Source organism: Ensifer sp. BR816 (assembly GCF_000378985.1).
In the GTDB taxonomy this organism is placed as follows: Bacteria; Pseudomonadota; Alphaproteobacteria; order Rhizobiales; family Rhizobiaceae; genus Sinorhizobium.
On the sequence record NZ_KB905371.1, the window covers coordinates 502,767 to 516,780 of the forward strand.

13 protein-coding genes and 2 pseudogenes are annotated in these 14,014 nt (G+C 58.6%); 7 read left to right on the forward strand and 8 right to left on the reverse strand.

Annotated features, from left to right (window positions below):
* Positions 1-70: 70 nt before the first annotated feature.
* Together RHIBR816_RS0132020 and RHIBR816_RS38770 are read left to right on the forward strand one after the other, a co-directional pair.
* Positions 71-346, forward strand: a complete 276-nt coding sequence (locus RHIBR816_RS0132020; protein WP_018240675.1) for a type II toxin-antitoxin system Phd/YefM family antitoxin — start codon at positions 71-73, stop codon at positions 344-346.
* Positions 333-661 (forward strand): annotated as a pseudogene (locus RHIBR816_RS38770) (plasmid maintenance toxin (PemK-like)). The gene RHIBR816_RS0132020 and the pseudogene RHIBR816_RS38770 overlap by 14 nt, the downstream one beginning before the upstream one ends.
* 821 nt (positions 662-1,482) lie before the next feature.
* On the opposite strand, the gene RHIBR816_RS0132040 reads toward RHIBR816_RS38770, so the two are convergent.
* Positions 1,483-2,400 (reverse strand): recombinase family protein, encoded by a 918-nt coding sequence (locus tag RHIBR816_RS0132040; protein ID WP_018240679.1) that lies wholly within the window; start codon positions 2,398-2,400, stop codon positions 1,483-1,485.
* A gap of 297 nt (positions 2,401-2,697) precedes the next feature.
* Complete coding sequence (locus RHIBR816_RS38180; RefSeq protein WP_018240680.1) at positions 2,698-3,843, reverse strand: site-specific integrase; 1,146 nt, start codon at positions 3,841-3,843, stop codon at positions 2,698-2,700.
* Positions 3,844-3,968: 125 nt separating this feature from the next.
* On the opposite strand from RHIBR816_RS38180, the gene RHIBR816_RS0132050 reads away from it, so the two are divergent.
* The 4 genes and pseudogenes from RHIBR816_RS0132050 to RHIBR816_RS36860 all read left to right on the forward strand — a co-directional run.
* Entirely contained in the window at positions 3,969-4,922 is a 954-nt protein-coding gene (locus RHIBR816_RS0132050; RefSeq protein ID WP_018240681.1) for a DUF1403 family protein, read from the forward strand.
* Between the two features lie 2 nt (positions 4,923-4,924).
* Positions 4,925-5,623 carry an SMC-Scp complex subunit ScpB gene (locus RHIBR816_RS0132055; RefSeq protein WP_052522783.1) on the forward strand — a complete coding sequence of 233 codons (699 nt, stop codon included), beginning with the start codon at positions 4,925-4,927 and terminating at the stop codon, positions 5,621-5,623.
* A 374-nt stretch (positions 5,624-5,997) separates the two neighbouring features.
* Positions 5,998-7,152, forward strand: coding sequence for a Fic family protein (locus RHIBR816_RS0132060; RefSeq protein WP_157628289.1), 1,155 nt, complete (start codon positions 5,998-6,000; stop codon positions 7,150-7,152).
* 89 nt (positions 7,153-7,241) lie between these two features.
* Positions 7,242-7,475, forward strand: a pseudogene (locus tag RHIBR816_RS36860) (SMC-Scp complex subunit ScpB); the annotation flags it as partial.
* An 888-nt stretch (positions 7,476-8,363) separates the two neighbouring features.
* Here RHIBR816_RS36860 and RHIBR816_RS35435 read toward each other — a convergent pair.
* Positions 8,364-8,876 carry an AAA family ATPase gene (locus RHIBR816_RS35435; RefSeq protein ID WP_018240686.1) on the reverse strand — a complete coding sequence of 171 codons (513 nt, stop codon included), beginning with the start codon at positions 8,874-8,876 and terminating at the stop codon, positions 8,364-8,366.
* Positions 8,877-9,004: 128 nt separating this feature from the next.
* On the opposite strand from RHIBR816_RS35435, the gene RHIBR816_RS34985 reads away from it, so the two are divergent.
* A complete protein-coding gene (locus RHIBR816_RS34985) occupies positions 9,005-9,517 on the forward strand; it encodes an ASCH domain-containing protein (protein ID WP_245262800.1) in 513 nt (170 codons plus the stop codon).
* Here the strand turns inward: RHIBR816_RS34985 and RHIBR816_RS0132085 are convergent.
* The 5 genes from RHIBR816_RS0132085 to RHIBR816_RS0132105 form a co-directional block, all read right to left on the reverse strand.
* The gene (locus RHIBR816_RS0132085; RefSeq protein WP_018240688.1) at positions 9,514-11,016 is read right to left on the reverse strand and encodes a GNAT family N-acetyltransferase; all 1,503 of its coding nucleotides are present in this window, start codon (positions 11,014-11,016) and stop codon (positions 9,514-9,516) included. The genes RHIBR816_RS34985 and RHIBR816_RS0132085 overlap by 4 nt on opposite strands.
* Position 11,017: 1 nt before the next feature.
* Positions 11,018-11,497 (reverse strand): hypothetical protein, encoded by a 480-nt coding sequence (locus RHIBR816_RS34990; protein ID WP_018240689.1) that lies wholly within the window; start codon positions 11,495-11,497, stop codon positions 11,018-11,020.
* Positions 11,498-11,608: 111 nt separating this feature from the next.
* Positions 11,609-12,529 (reverse strand): Kiwa anti-phage protein KwaB-like domain-containing protein, encoded by a 921-nt coding sequence (locus tag RHIBR816_RS0132095; RefSeq protein WP_018240690.1) that lies wholly within the window; start codon positions 12,527-12,529, stop codon positions 11,609-11,611.
* 2 nt (positions 12,530-12,531) lie between these two features.
* Positions 12,532-13,131: a hypothetical protein gene (locus RHIBR816_RS34995; protein ID WP_157628290.1), complete on the reverse strand. Its 600-nt coding sequence runs from the start codon at positions 13,129-13,131 to the stop codon at positions 12,532-12,534.
* Positions 13,116-14,012 (reverse strand): hypothetical protein, encoded by an 897-nt coding sequence (locus RHIBR816_RS0132105; RefSeq protein ID WP_018240692.1) that lies wholly within the window; start codon positions 14,010-14,012, stop codon positions 13,116-13,118. The genes RHIBR816_RS34995 and RHIBR816_RS0132105 overlap by 16 nt, the downstream gene beginning before the upstream one ends.
* Between the last annotated feature and the right edge of the window lie 2 nt (positions 14,013-14,014).

Genomic DNA, 14,014 nt, shown 5'->3' on the forward strand with positions numbered 1-14,014 from the left:
TCGTCCAGCTTCCGGTGTTCTTGCGGAAACTACGGAAAATCCGCATATTCCGGACAAAAGGAGTGTTGATATGACGTCGACCGTGACCGCTGCGGCGGTTTCCAAGAATTTCGGGGTCTATCAGGACGCCGCCGCGCGCGAGCCGGTGATCATCACCAAGAACGGCCGACCACGGACCATGCTGCTTGCCTATGAGGACTATCTGCGGCCGCGGCGCGACCGTCGCGTCGAGGAGACGGCGGAGCTGAGCGACGACGATCTCGCCGCGGTCCAACGGGCCGAAATGGAGCCGGGTCTCGATCGTCTCAATGCCGAACTGTTGACGGGCAAGCATGCTGCCGACTGAATCAAGGTAGGCCACGTCTTCCGTTATTCCTATCTTTGGCACGGGCAACATCTCGAAGGCCGCAAGGAAGGAGACAAAGATCGGCCCTGCCTGGTGCTGGCGCTGGTCGCGACTCTCGAGGACGGCACGCCGGTCGTGCGCGTGCTGCCGACCACCCATTCGCCACCCGGGCCGAACCGACGAGGCGATCAGATTCCGCCGGCGACTAGGCGCCGCCTCGGCTTCGATGACGAGCGCTCCTGGATTGTGCTTTCCGAAAGCAATCGCTTGGCCTGGCCCGGACCGGATATCCGGCCGGCGGTTCGCAGCGATTGAGGCCGGGCAGCGCGCGGGTCGGCGACAAAGAGATATTCGGTTACCTTCGGTGTTTCCCGCAAATACGCTAATGTCCTGGGCGAACTCGTAGGATCCTTGGACTTTGGAGTGAAGTGTGCGCGACGAAGAAAGTTACGCCTGAAATGGTCGAGGCGGCCCTTAGGGCAACGGACTTTGCGGTCAACGCCAGTTCGCGGCGCTGGATGAAGGCAGCAGTTGTCGCTGCATTGAGCGCCTCGAAAGTCGAGCCGTTTGCTCGAAGCTCGAAGCACGCGGACGACGACGAACAGCCCCTACCGGTTTCTTGAATGGTGAGTGCACCTAGGCCGTCTTTGCAACTACCATCAACAGAAATTCTTGATGGCGATTGCGGTCGAGACCGCCAGGAGGGTCGAGAGGGCAGCTGAGCGCTGGAATGAGATAACGGCTGCGGTCAAAGTCTTGTAGACCCCGTCGCATGCAAATGTAAAGCCGTTCATCGCGTGGCTTGATCCTTTGGACGCCGTGCGGTTTCCGCCGTTCGCTGCGACGACCCTCTCGCCAGCCTGTGCTCTCCGTGGCGCATCGGTACCTCGACGGCTGCCCCGCAACTGCGGATCTGACTAAGGCGAAATAGTGGTTCGGCTCGTCACCTTACTTTCATCGATCGCGAGCTTGCCGCGTTCAGAACGGTTCATCTCCGCTACGTGCCCTCCCGTCGAGTTCCGGAGGAGGCGAGCTGCCCGCTCCAAGCGCAGGGCTCCTGTCGGACGTCGAGGACCACCGTTTGCCCGAACGCAGGGACGCTCGCCGGAAGCCCGGTCGCCTCATGAACCAGGCGCTCAGGACCGAACCAGGCCGAATCGGCGCGCCTCGTCCAATAACGCCCTGACGGAAGACGGCTGCCATTTCCTCCCGCCGCGTGGCGGCCGCTCCTGCATCTGGTCCAATTGGGCAGCAATATCGCGCAGCGACAGATCGGGGTCGGCGATCGCGATGCCAGCAACCAGCCGCATCAGATGATGTTCAGGGGGCCGACGCGGGGATCGGCTGAGCAGTTCCGGGTCTGCGAGCTTCTCGCGCACCATCCGATGAACCGCCCGGCGCAAGCGCTCGACCGTCCAGTCGTGACCTCGACGATTGAGAATGCGCACGACATCGTCCCAGCTGTGCCGCGGCCGCAGCTGGCGCACCGTCGGCAGCCATGCCTGCGCCGATGCAATCAGTTCATCGAGGTAGGCGCGCTCGCGCGCTGCGGATACCGCGCGGATTGCCTCCGGTCGCCGTTCCCGAAGCCCCGGATTGCCGGCAAGCCTGCCGCGCGCCTTGGCGGCCAGCATGCCCGACTTGGTTCGCTCGGCGATCAGCGCGCGCTCGAGCTGTGCGACAGCGCCAAGCACCTGCAGCGAAAACATCCCCTGCGGTGTCGAGGTATCGATCGGATCGCGCAGCGAGCGGAAATGCACGCCGCGCGTCTCGAGGTCTTCGATGACGTCGAGCAAGTGGCTGACCGAACGGGCGAGGCGATCCAGGCGAACGACGACGAGCACGTCGCCTGCGGCAAGATCCTTCAGCAGCTTCGCAAGAACCGGCCTTGCCCGCGAAGCGCCTGATCCGTGCTCCTGATGAATCCGATCGCAGCCGGCGGCGCGCAGCTCGTCGACCTGGGCGTCGTTGAGCTGATCGTCCGTCGAAACGCGGGCGTAACCGATGAGCCTTTTCGGCGGGGGAGGGGGATTGAGATGCGAAGCTTTCGCCATCGGGTTCTGTCGGCGTTTCGAGGTTGTACAAATAAGACACGTTTGAGAAAACGTTCCTTTGACGGCGTGTTTTAGGAGCAAAATGGAAGCCCGTACAGCACTAAATCCGGTCTCAAGTGGGCATCCGGCTATCGGAGGCTGAAGAATCGCGCCAGCGGCCGTCTGTGGCCGAAATGCAGCGAAATCAGCTCCTTTGAGGGCTGTCGCTTTTACTTCCCGATTTCCCTTGAAGCGCTAAGCGAAAAATCCGGTCCCCCAATTTTTACGGACGGCTTCAGGCCGAGCAGGGGAGGGTCTTTAAAGCCCGGATGCCTTGGTGAGATTGACGCGAAATCGATCGCGCCGCCGCTGGTATTTGCGGGTCATTTCCGCACTGGCATGGCCGAGGTGCTTCTGGACATAGCGCTCGTCGACCTCGACCGACGAGGCGAGGCCGGCGCGCAACGAATGGCCGGAAAATTTTTCGGCTCGCTCACCTTCACTGAGGTCGCTGCGAATACCGGCGGCCAAGGCCGCCTTCTTGACGAGACGCGCCACTTCCCGGTCGTTCAATCGGTCCGGTCCAACATCCTTGCCTTGGGCGCGGACGCGGCGGAACAGGGGACCCTTTGCAATCCGGGCGAACTTGATCCAGGTCTCCACGGCAACGACCGGGCAGGTCGCATCCGACGAACCGCGGCCGATCTCGACTTCGCGCCAGCCGGTCTTGCCGCGCAGGGTCAGGAGCAGACCCTTGTCGAAGGTCTCGATCCAGCCGCGGCCGTCCTCGGTCTGGTCACGGCCGCAATCCAGCCCGACGATTTCGGATCGGCGCAGCCCGCCGGCGAAGCCGACGAGCAGCATGGCGCGGTCGCGCAAGCCCCGAAGCGTCCCGCGATCGAGCGTTTCGAGCATGGCGATCAGATGCTCGGGCAGCACTGCTTCCTTCTGGCGGGGAGGGGCGGCGTGAGTGTTGCGAATCCCGGCCAGAACGGTGGCGATGTGGCGGTCCTTGCGGGCGAGCGGGAGGCCGCGCTGGGCATAGTTCCAGGTGATTGCGGAGAGACGCCGTTCGATCGTCATGACCGAATGGGGCTTGCGGTCGGCCGTTGCGGCTCCTGACGCGCAGGCGGTAATGTAGAGACCGACGGTGGGCGGATCGGGCGGCAGGTGCGTGAGACCCTGGCGCCGACACCAGCCGGTGAAATGCTTCCAATCGGAGGCATAGGCCTTGCGGGTGTTGGCGGAGCTGGCGGCCTCGACATACCCGCGGGCGCGATCGGCAAGGCGCTCGAGATGCGCCGGCAGCGCGGTGGTCGCCGCCGCGACAGGGGAGGGGAGTGAGGCGCTCGTCTCGACCGACGGCTGCGCCGCGGAAACATCGTTGTCGCCGGCCGTGCTGTCAGACGGAGCAGAACTCTCCTCGACGTGATTTTCGCCGTTTTGCTCGATGATTTGGCCCATTTCTTATATAAGGAGCAAAACGTCCGATAAGGCAAGTTTATTGGACATCGTTTGCAATCGACAGGTGGTGCGGTTTCAAGCCAAAACGCTAGCGCAAACTGCGCGTCTTGTTTATGCTCCGTGGCATGGATTCGCGCCTCCGCTCCCCGCTTGCCACCCCGATCGCGTCGGCGGCCGTGCCGCCCCTGCCGGCCTGGGCGGATGCTCGCGGCCGCGATCTGAGCGAGGCGGCCTTCGCCGCCGGTATCGCCCTGAAATCCTTGGACGATCTGGTGCGCACCGAACCCGCCTGGGCCGGCTGCTGGCGCCAGCGGCTGGCGCTGAAATGCGCGCAATCGGCGGTGCAGCTAACCGGCCGCAGCGAGGGCGAGGCGGGCTTGCGCGATGCAGTGCTGCTGACCGTACCCGGCGACGAGCCCGGCCCGGCGGGCGCGATGGTTTTGGCCTTCCAAAGACTGGCGGCGAAGAAGCGAACGATCGGCAGCAAGGTTTTGCAGCACCTGGCGGAACTGATCGGCTTGCGCCGCGACGGCCTGAGCGAGGTTGCCGATCTTTTCGACGCCGCACTGCAGTCGCCGCGCGCCCTGCCGTTCGCCGCCGCCGAGCTGGTCGCCAACATCTGCGCCGCCCGCCCCGATGCCGAAATCCTCGCCTGGTGGCTGGCCGATCGGCTGCTGGCGGAAAAACTCGGCTGGGCATGTGGCGTGCCGCTTTTGATGGGCGAACGCTACGGCGCTTCGTTCAAGACGATCGGCGGCCGGGGACGGGTGCGGCCGGGCGAGCCCGGCTTTGCCCGGGCGGTGTGCCTGGCGCTCGTGTCGGGCACGGTCGAGGCCCTGCGACAGGCCAACGACATTGGCCGGCGCGCCGAGACATTGTTGGCGGTGGCGCCAAAAGTGCGGACCAAGGGCGCCGGCCCCGTCATCCAAACACTGCTCGACGAGGATGCCGTGCCGGCCTCGGCGCCCGGCAGCCAACTCTCCCGCTGGGCGGCAACGCGGCTGTTCGAACGGCTCGAAAATCTTGGCGCGGTGCGTGAACTCTCCGGCCGCACCTCGTTCCGGATTTTTGGGTTATGACGATGGCGGGGGCGAGCGCAGCAAAAACCCGGCGTCGACGGGACAAGGATCGACAACACGATGTGTTGTTTGATCGCGAGCTTGAGGATCTGCCGGCGGAACTGCGCTGGCGCGAATGGATGCTCAGGGTGGAAGCGGTGATTTTTGCCGCCAGCGAGCCGGTCAGCCGCGATATTTTGGCGCGCGTCGTCGGCCGAAACTGCAGCATCGAGCTTTTGATCGACGACTTGCGCGAGGAACTGCGGTCGCGTCCCTATGACATCATCGCGGTGGCCGGTGGCTGGCAGCATCGAAGCCGTTCGGCTTACGCGCCCGCCATCCGCGCCTCGCAGGCGCCGACGCGCTCGTCCTCGGCCGCAGCTGCGCTATTGGAGCATGAGGCCGCGGTGCTGGCGGCGATCGCCTATCTGCAGCCGGTGACCCGCGGCGAGCTGTCCACCATGTTCGGCAAGGAGGTGAGCCGCGACACGATCGCCAGTCTACGCGACGCCGGCTTCCTCGGCTCCGGCCCGCGTAGCCCGACACCCGGCGCGCCTTACACCTATGTGACCACCAGACATTTCCTCTCGGTGTTCGGCCTCGAGACGCTGCGCGACCTTCCCGATCTTGAGCGCCTCGAGGACGACGGGTTGCTCAGCCGGCAGGCGCTGGACGAGACTTCGACCGCTGAGCCTGAAGGCGAAGCCTTCTCGAAGAAATGAACCGCCAGGCCTCGCAAAACGCATTTTCACCAGCAATATTCACCCAGATATTTCGCTCGATGATTGGGCCGATCAGGTGAGGCGCCTAGCCGAGATTTGCGCTCTTTCGAAGGACCGAGCGCTTGGCCCGGTTGTTTCCGGTATTCGCTGGACCAACCCCGATCCGGGCTCGAAACGATCTCCTAGGGGACAGCGCGATACAAAAGAGGATTTGCCACATGAGGGAGTTGGGTACATTCACCATGGGAACGTGGCGCAACGTCGACCGGCAATAAAACCGGCAAAGTGATTGCCATAGGGTACGCCTATCACTATGTTCGCAAAGAGAAATCCAACGGCATAAAAAGCGGCAAAATATGGTCACTTTGGCGAGCATGGAACCACTGCTTCCCGAAAGCAACAAAGAGCTTGAAGACGTCGCTATCGAATTGACTTCGACAGCTAGCCGTTTCGCTGCACGCCTGCACCCCATTATGCGAGCGTCGGTCGGCGACCTCGTGCGCTCGATGAACTGCTATTACTCGAATCTCATCGAGGGACACAACACACTTCCCGTCGACATCGACCGCGCAATGGCAGGTGACTATGCGCGAGAGCCAGAGAAGCGGAACCTTCAGCTTGAAGCGCGCGCCCATATCGAGGTGCAGCAGCTGATTGACAGAAGCCAGATGCCCTTTCCTGTTTTATCGCTGGAAGGCATCTGCTGGATGCACGGAGAGTTTTGCCGGCGGCTTCCGAATGACCTGTTGATCGTCCGAAACCCAGATACCGGCGAAGAAATCAAAATGGTTCCCGGACAGCTCAGAACGCGGCATGTGAAAGTCGGTGAACATATAGCCCCCGAGCCTGAAATGATCGAACCGCTCATCGCAAGGTTCGTCGAAGCCTACTCATTCAAGATGCTCTCCAAGCTTCAGAAAATCATCGGCGTCGGCGCGTCTCACCACCGCCTCGCATGGATCCACCCGTTCTTTGACGGCAATGGGCGTGTGTCGCGGTTATTCTCGCATGCCCTTTTGCGAGATCTTGGAATTGGCTCAGAACTGTGGTCGGTGTCACGCGGACTTGCCAGAAACGTCTCCGACTACAAACGATTGCTCGCCCAAGCGGATCAGCCCCGCCGTGGTGATCTCGACGGTCGCGGCAATCTCACACATGCGGGCTTGACCGAGTTCACCGCCTTCTTCCTGTCTTGCTGCCTGGACCAAGTCACATTCATGGAGGAGCTCCTGACCCCTGAGGAACTGCTTAACCGCGTGGAAATCTGGTGCAATGAGGAGGTTCAGATGCAACGCCTTCCAAAAGGCAGCTGGCCTCTCTTGCGCGAAGCCATCCTCACGGGCGAATTCGTACGCGCACAAGTGCAGGTTCTGACAGGCTATCAAGAGCGCCAGGCGCGGACAGTTCTATCCAGCCTCCTCGACAGTGGTGTGCTGACATCGCCCAGTCCGAAGGGTAAAGTCCGCCTCGGTTTCCCGCTCGACGTAATCGAGCGATGGCTCCCCCGACTTTATCCCGCCGTGCGTTAGTTGCCTTAGAAGAGGCTTCTCCCGGTCGATAACTTTCCTCCGCAATGGTTCATTGCCCGACTATTAGACAGAACTGCCACATTCATTCCCAGCCGCTGACCCGCGGCGAGCTGTCCAGCATGTTCGGCAAGGAGGTGAGCCGCGACACGATCGCCAGTTTGCGCGACGCCGGCTTCCTCGGCTCCGGCCCGCGCAGCCCGACACCCGGAGCGCCTTACACCTATGTGACGACCAGACATTTCTTATCGGTATTCAGCCTGGAAACTCTACGCGAGCTGCCCGATCTCGAGCGGTTTGAGGACGCCGGGCTGCTCAACCGGCAGCGCTTTGGGGGGATGCACTTGCTGAAGATGAGGGATCGGAAGGGACCTGAGTGCAGGATTTACCTAGGAGCTCAGGTTTTCGACCTGCCTCATAGGTTGGGTCGACGACGTCGACCACCCTCCATCACACGCGCAGGCGCTCGTCGCCATCGATGCCTGGAACGAACTGCAGGTGCTGCATTACAACACCCACCGCCAGCGCCAATCCGCTGACTTCGTCTCGATCTGCTTCGTACTCGCCCTGTTCTCCATCGGCCTTGTATACCTGTATCTCAAGTTCGCCCGCTAGCGATCGCTATCCTGCAGACCATCGCTTTGGGATCATCGCAATGCGCGTTGGGGGAGCGACTCGGGCCGCCGGCAACCTGCTTTGGCTCTCTTTGCCGTTGTGTGTGACCGGATTCAACATCTGGGTCGCAGACCTGGCCTGACACAATCATGGCGCTCTGGATTCGTTTTACCTGCGTGGAGGGCTAGCGGACCTTCCTCGCCTTTTGGAGCAGCCGATTTTCATTTGGGCATTTTTCCAGGCTGTTGGTTTGATCGCTGTAGGCCTCACACTCGTTGTCGCCGGAATGTTCGCCGGCCACTATCTTGTAAGGGGCGTGAATCTCCGCACCGCGCACCGGCGTCCTTGGCAGATGAGGTGGTTAAACGCGACGCGGAACTACTGCGGTGTGTTTGGCGCGCTTTTGCTTGCGATCGCTTGCGCTATCGCATGGATCGCGATTTCAGGACTGGGCTATCAGTACGTACACTGGCGTCCAGCCTGACAAAGTCGAAGTGGGCGGTGTGTTTGATCAAACCGACTGCACCACCCTCAACCCGATTGGTTAGTGGTTTGTTCGCAAATGAATTCATATGAACTGCTGAACGAAATCGATAAATTCATCCGTCTCGCTTGATTTTATCGAGTTCATCGGAATGGAAAGCAACTCTGCATGCTCTCTCGCAAGGCCAACGCATAGATCCTGATAAGCCTAACGCTTCAGTCGTGCGCTTTGGTCCGTCTCGCATGGGGTCAGCTGCGCGCCGCTCGATGATAGCCGCCGGAGAGTCAACGATGATTGCGATTGCTGCAGGCTTTAGACCGGCGATAACTTCGAAAGGGATATGGACGAGCCCGTCATCGGTGTCGACCACATTGTGGCCATCGAATAGGATCGACCTGCTGTCTTGCGCCTTGTAGGAGCGAAACCCGTCGAGAAGCAGCTTTTGATTGTCCACCACTCGGTCCGATCTCAACGAATCGGCGGAAACGATTTGCGAGGTTAGACGTTCTTTCTCGGCACGGATCAATTCGCTGCCGCTGACGTGGCGTACGCCTAAGGATGTGACCACCTGCCGGCAAAGCCAGGATTTGCCGACGCCCGAAACGCCGAATACGAGTATTGTGTTCATCGCCCCACCTATGATGGTTGACCGTAACAGCTTTCTGGGGACGGCTACAAGCAAGGCTTGGGTACTATCAACGGGTCAGCTATACCCGGAGGCAAAGGTGAATTCCGAAAGGAGAGACAGCATTGAAGGTGGCATTCCATAGTGCGAAGCCGATCGATCAAGGAAGTCTTGCTCCCTCGGAGCTCAAAGCCCATCTCTGCAACAAGTTTCCCGATCTCGATGCCGTCGAGCGCCATCGATTCGTCATGGTAGCGGACCTTGCAGAGCTGATCTTCTCCTCGAGAAAATCGTCGACGATTCGGTATTCAAAGGGTGCCGTCGAATATCCTTCAGCCCAAGAGCTACCGCTATTCGTCGTCAGCGATCATCGCGAAAAGGCCGTACCGACCTGCATTGGTGCGCTACATATTGGTGCCGTCTGCTACAAGACACTCGCCGAGCTCAGCGACAGCGATGCCCGCAAGGATGGGTTTGCGTCGAAGGCCGATCTGGTCCACGCATTGCACACATTCTACGGCGACATCCAGGCAAGCGACGTGCTTTCTGTATTCGAGTTCACGCTTAGCGCAGCCCAGGGTGCTGGGAAAACCCACCGGAGGCACAAACAAGTCGGTGACCGGCTGGCCAGAGCGGCCGGCTAAAATTCAAATCCGAGGTTGAGAAGTGGCTTCAGCCTTTGATAGCGGCCTTCGGGAATCTCGCTGATTGACTGGGAATGACTTCTCACAACACCTTCTGACATCAAAAGCTTCAATGGAAGCGTGGGCACGATGTGGCCGATCAGAAGGAAGTCGATGACCTTCAAAGGGCTGGTGCCGCCCACCCAATTCCGGAGGCCTTCATCAGAAAAAACGGATCGCTTGGCGGTCCAGCGTCTCACCTCGTTTAAGTCATCCGTATGGCGAACATTCTCGACGATCCCAATCGACGTGATCGACTGAACACGCGGCGACTTGCTGTCGCGCTTGGTCATATAGAAGAAGACGATGTCGCCGGGACGGACCTTCCTGGTCGTCGAGTGGCAGATGTACACTTTGCGGATCGTGTTACCCGGGATAGCCACCTGGGTCGTCGACACGTTTTCCGGAAGCATCTCGACTTCGGGAAAGAGCTTCGCATGGTATGACGGCCAGATCGGAACGATGAACTTGCGTATCGCCGTCCCGTCGTGGAAACGAGGGTAATTCCTGCGAGCAACGGTAAGTGCATCCTCGCCAGTTCGAAGGTCCAGCTTCCCGCGTCCGATGGCCCTTTCGAAAACTCCGTCGCCGTCACTTTGCTCGTTGGTCTTTTCGAAGCCGTAGTCTTCAAGAAGTCGGATCAGCGACTCCTGCTTCGCTTTGGCAGTGAGGTATACGACATCGTAGCGGTTTCGCTGGGCATGCCAGAAGATCTGTTTGAGCAGCTGTTCGCCGAGCTTCTGCCCACGATGATCTTCCGATACCTTGAACGTACAGATCTTCAGGATTTTTTTGCCGGGTTTCTTGATGTTGGCTTCAGAGCGCTTCTCGTTTTTTCGGATTACGATGGCCGCAAGCGCTTCGCCATTCTTCACGATCCAGCAATCGCGATGCTCGTTGACACATTTCGCCGTCCAGCCATCGAAATCGTTATAATCAGCGCGCAGTCCATCAAAAATCGGATCACTGAATTCGATCGCGTGGGCCTTTACCTCTTCCACGGCTGGCAAGAAGACCGTGTCAGGTTCAAAGCTTTGTTTGAGCCAGGCCAGCGCATCTGCGACGGTCATCACACGCTCGGCAAGGCCAGCTCGCTTCGCACGGCGATGAAGACCGTCGTCTTCCGTGATAAGGAAGTCCGCTACGGATCGATAAACAGCGTGAAGCAGCTTTGCATCGACGACATCGTTTGGCTTTTTTAGTTCGCCATAGCGATCCTTTAGCTCATCCACGCTTGGTGAAGCGACCCCCTTCAACTGCTGGAACTTCTGGACCTTGCTGAGGGTGGCTTTCTTGCGAGGCTCGTTGGTATCGCGATTTATGTCTTCGATCGACACCTCGTGGACGAAAACCTGAACGCCGTGCTCTTGCGCCATGCGCAGCAAGTTCGCAAACTTAGCTTGGATTTCTCCGTCATTCTCGAGCTGGATGACGATATTGGTATCAATCAAAAACTTCATCTTATTGGCCGTAAACGATCTTGCGGAAAGCGTCGTCTGCATAGGTGAACGACTGCGGCGGGGTGAACTTCAGTTTAGCCTTTAGTTCTTCGAGCGGGACGGGGACCGTGAGTTTGACCGGATCGCGAAGAACGAGAACGTACCCCTCGCCCAAATCGCCGTAATACTCGTCAAACGCCGGCTTCTCGATATAGGCGACGTCATGATACTGCCGCCAAATTTCATCGACCGGTAATCTCTTGACTTCTTGGATCGTGGCATACCCCAAGACCGCCTGAAGCGGCACGGTTGCATAGATAAACAGCTTCGCATCTGTTGCTGTGCCATACGGGAATCGCCGTCGCAGCTCGACCTTCTTCAGTCCATCTACGATCCGTGTCGCATATTCAGGCTTAATGCTGAGGACAAAGTCCTGCTTGAAGAGATCCAAATTTGTCATGATTAATCGTACTTGAATGACGCTGAAACGCGCCGCTTGCATTTGCTCATACTACCTTGACTTGCCTAGGTCTAGCCTAACCCGGAACAGGTTTTGGTGCCCGGGCGTCTTTTTCGTTCGCTCGATAAGCGCCAAGCAGGTGGTCGGTCCTGCTTAGTGAACCGGGGTGGCGTCGGGAACATCATATACGTTTTCGGAGAATGGCGACGTTAGGCGGTGGTCCAGGAACGCCCGGATTATATCCGCACATGACTCCTCAGTAGGATCAATTCTGCCGTGTGCATCGAAAATTAAGAGCAAGCCGAATTGATGGTGTTGTTGTCTCAACTTATCCATGAAGGCCGCATTCCTGTAGTGCCCTTTTTGTCTGATGGCGCACACCCGTCGCAGATGCAGCTTATTCGTCCCAACGAACGTGACTAAAGGAGCGATGTCCGAGAACAATGAGGAAAAGTCTTGTTCCGCTTGGAGGGCGGCAAAGTCATCCGCATGAGCCTGCTTATAACTCAACACCGACTCAAAGGCCGCTTTGTTCGTCATCAGCACGTCGTCATCAATAATAAAGAAATCGACGTAGCGTGAAACGCTAAAGCTTGGCGCCTGCTGTAAGGTTAGCTCGTCGTCAGCAAAGAGCACAGTTAAATAGCTGACTGCTTTTTGGGACTTCCATGACGCATCCGTTTTCCGGACAGCGTAGAGGATTGAATCGCCGCTCACGAGCTTGATGACATAGAAGTCGCTGTTACGCACATCTTTCAAGTTGCGCACCTTCTTTGCGTCAAGCTCTGCAGCGGTCTGTTCTATCAGCAACCCTGCGTGGGTAAGTAGGCCATCGATACGAAGCGCACTATCCTCATTGTTCTGAGCGAGCAGGCCATATTCATTGACCTCGAGAATTCGTGCACGCTCTTGAATTACCGCTTGCTTTAATGCGGTGTCGAGGGCGTCGTCTGTTTGCACCCAGCGCCCCGTGAACACCGGTGCCGCTCCTGGTCGAAATGATTTCTTGAATACCCAAAGAGCGACGGTCGCTGCGTCGATATCAAAATTTGTAAATGCTTGCAGTGCAGCCATGTTCAATCATCCTTGGTGCGGCTGGGCTTAACTATGAGAATATCTTGGATGGCAACTTGCCGATGGCGCTCGCCGCTTGCGACGGCGCCGTTGACGAGCGCATTGCTGGAATGCTCCGTAGCATCACCTACAAACCTGTAGGAGAGGTCATAGAGGCGCCATCCAAAGGCGATCAGGATCGGATTGAGCACAATCTGCCCTGATCGGTATGTGATCCAGAACATCCAACCTAAAAAGATTAGAAAACCTACAAATTTCCCCGTCTCTTGGTAGTCGAGGCTCATAAAAGACACCACGTAGGGCAGGGTGTAGTTCATCAGATCGGCCGGTACATGCTTCACTCCAGTCAGTTCGATTTCGTGTTTTGGCTGGACGAGCGCCAGGGCAACTAGTGTAACTACGAAACACAGACTGCATGCCACGAATATTCCAAGTGCAAAACGTGGATTGTTCAGCGGCAGCGAACAGTCCTGCTCCCAGATTTTCCAACATACATTCTGGCTCAAGCGCGAGTAATCGACGTTTTGCGCAAGCAGGATGAGGCTCAGGGGCAGGTAGGAGCCGACGAAGATGACCATCGCAGTTATCATCCGAAGTTGCATGCGCCGCTCTCCCGGAATCTTTTTCGATAAAAGCGCGAGTTGCGGTCCTTTCCTGTGGCGCGAGTGGAGTTTTCGCGCCAATATTGCATTAACTTGAACTGATTCATCCTATCCGCTTGCCAAGCAAGGGCGCTTTCTGTGTCGCCAGTGGTGATCAGGATGTCGGGATAATGTTGTATTGCTGAATAGAGCATCGGGGGATTTCCAAGGACTGCATGCAGGGGGCACGCGATATTGAGGGCAGTTTTGAAAATGCTGATGATCTGCTTTGGCAGGCTGTCTCTGGCCGGCTTGCCCAAGCAGGGGGTATCCGCGTTCGAAAATCGGGAAGAATTGGTCCTCTGATTGAACTGGCCATGGCCCGACGCCTCTTGCCAGACGCTTATCGCGCCGTAACGTTCGAAGCGCGTTTCATAGGCATGGTGGATCAAGCGCTCAATCAGGGTACCATTACCGGCTGCGGTATCAACGAAGTCGCGGGGGTTTTCCCACTGCTCCGCCACGATCCTCAATCCAGCGATCAGTCGCTCTGGGATCAATGGGCCAAACACGCGGAGAACGCAGCGGCGCACAATATGCCGCGAAGACTTGTCGAAGGACTTCTTGGGGCACTGGGAGAATTGCAAGACAATGTCTATAACCACAGCGGCCGGATCGACACCGGTCTTGTCGCGTACGCTGTAAGTGGCGACGCGTTTGAGTTTGTCGTTGCCGACGCAGGGATGGGCGTACTGGCAAGCCTCAGACAAAACCCCGAGTTCACAAAACTTGAGCATTCTGGCCAAGCGCTCCGCGAAGCCATAGCCGACGGGGCCTCCAGGTTCGGGCGCCAGTCGGGACATGGCTATGGGATCAGTCAGCTTTTTCGGGCGCTGGCGCATGA